Origin of the sequence: Actinophytocola sp. (genome assembly GCF_036402745.1) — a bacterium.
Classification (GTDB): Bacteria; Actinomycetota; Actinomycetes; order Mycobacteriales; family Pseudonocardiaceae; genus Actinophytocola.
This window is the reverse complement of sequence record NZ_DASWSJ010000388.1, coordinates 1-1,722: the sequence shown is the minus strand read 5'-3', so window position 1 is coordinate 1,722 and position 1,722 is coordinate 1. Positions and strand designations below refer to the sequence as shown.

General features: G+C 73.2%; 3 protein-coding genes. 2 read left to right on the top strand and 1 reads right to left on the bottom strand.

Translation table 11 applies throughout. From position 1 onward, the window contains the following. On the top strand, positions 1-797 hold a 797-nt coding region (locus tag VGD70_RS34540; RefSeq protein ID WP_331088949.1), incomplete at its 5' end, for a hypothetical protein. Here the strand turns inward: VGD70_RS34540 and VGD70_RS34535 are convergent. Then, complete coding sequence (locus VGD70_RS34535) at positions 789-1,421, bottom strand: hypothetical protein (RefSeq protein ID WP_331088947.1); 633 nt, start codon at positions 1,419-1,421, stop codon at positions 789-791. The genes VGD70_RS34540 and VGD70_RS34535 overlap by 9 nt on opposite strands. Before the next feature lie 17 nt (positions 1,422-1,438). Between VGD70_RS34535 and VGD70_RS34530 the strand changes: the two genes are divergently transcribed. Then, the gene (locus VGD70_RS34530) at positions 1,439-1,669 is read left to right on the top strand and encodes a hypothetical protein (RefSeq protein ID WP_331088945.1); all 231 of its coding nucleotides are present in this window, start codon (positions 1,439-1,441) and stop codon (positions 1,667-1,669) included. The last annotated feature ends 53 nt before the right edge of the window (positions 1,670-1,722 follow it).

The following is a 1,722-nucleotide window of genomic DNA, read 5'->3' as shown; positions in this document are numbered from 1 at the left end:
GGCACGTGGCTGATCCGATCACCGACGAGCGCGCCGCGGCGGTGCTGCGGTTGTTCGTCCGCGGCTGCGGCCCCATGCTCGCCCGGCTGCGCGACGACGATGACGCGGGCGGCGAGGCGGTGGACCTGGAGGTCGCCGAGGACGACCGCGAGGTCGACCGCGGCCTGCTCGACAAGATCAGGGGCCAGGTCCAGAAGGTCCGCTGGCCGGGCTCGGAGAGCTGGGCGCGTCTCGGCGTCGAGGAGCGGTCGGACTGGTGGGTCAGCCGGGTCGGCCGGCTCACCGCGCTGGCCGCGTCGGTCACCGGGCTGGCCGGCGCGCTCGGCGACCGGCTGCCGCTGCAGGACATGCTCGGCTCGGCGGGCCAGGGGCTGCTGCTGTGCGCGATCGCGTCCGAGCACGGCGTCGACGACCGCGGGACCCGGGTGCGGCTGCTGGCGTCGGTGCTGCTCGAACGGGACATCGACCCGGTGGTCGCCGCGGGCCGGGACGACGACGTGGCCGACGAGGCGGTGGTCGCCGAGCTCACCGAGGAGCAGCAGCCGGCCGAGGCGGTGCCGGCGAAGGGCACCCGGTTCGGCGTGCAGGCCGCGGCGAAGTGGCTGTGGCGGCAGGGCCGGCTGCTGATGGCGGTCTCCGGCGAGCTGGAGAAGCGTCCGCACGGCCGGTTCTACCACCGGGCGCTCGGGATGCTGCCGATCGTCGGGATGGCGGGCGACTATCTCGGCGAGCGGTCCGCGCTCAAGCGGGCGGCCCGGGCGGCCGACACGTGGCTCCACGCGAACGCGTCAGGGTGAGATCGCGATCTCCTCGCCCAGCTGGTAACCCGCCAGCTCCAGGTCGTCGCCGCTCCAGAACCGGCCCGGGTCGTACCAGTTCGGCCGCTTCGCGCCGGGCAGCAACCCCATGGCCTGGTAGGTGATCGCGACGACCTCGGCGCAGTAGGCGGTCTCGAGCGTGGCCTCGGTCCGCTCGTCGCGCCGCCGCAGGTTCGGCACCCGGCCGTAGAGCCAGCGGGTGAGGAGCTTGGCGGTGGTGGGGAATGGGGTGCCGTCCAGGCGCGCGACGGTCTTGAGGACGGCGTCCTCCATGTCCCGGGTGATCGCCGGCTCGAGCTGGCGCCACCAGGCCCGCTGCTTGTACCGGCCGGTCCACTGGACGACCGCGTCGCGCAGGTCGTGCAGCTGAACGCCGCGGTGGTGCGCGCCGGTCCACCTGTCGGGGAGCGCCTTGCCAAGCTCGGCATGCCACATGAGCGGCGGCAGGTCCTCGACGACCACGGACATGCCGACGTGGTTGATCGGGCTGTTGGTGGTGATCCGGATGGTCCGGTCGGCGACGGTGCTGCCGCGGAAGAGCCAGACGTCGCCGGTGCGGGTCAGGTTGACAGCCTCGTCGAGCCCGAGCTGCGTGTCGGCCATCGCTGTAGCGTAGGCCCATGCGCTGGTGGAAGATCGTCGGCTTGGCAGGCCTGGCCGGGGTGGCCGCGACCGGAGCGGTGATCGCCCGCTCGGAGCGCCGCCGCCGCGCCTACACCCCGGAGGAGATCAGGGACAAGCTCCACCAGCGCGTGGCCGAGGCGGCTAGTCCCAATGCCGGTGGGTTAGGTGGTTGTGGCTGGTCGGCGCCGGTGCCCGGTCTTGCTGGGAGGAGTGATGCCGACGGCTGAGTGAGGCGGTCTGCTGGCCTGGTGTCGCTGGCGATGCTGGGCCCTCTTGACCG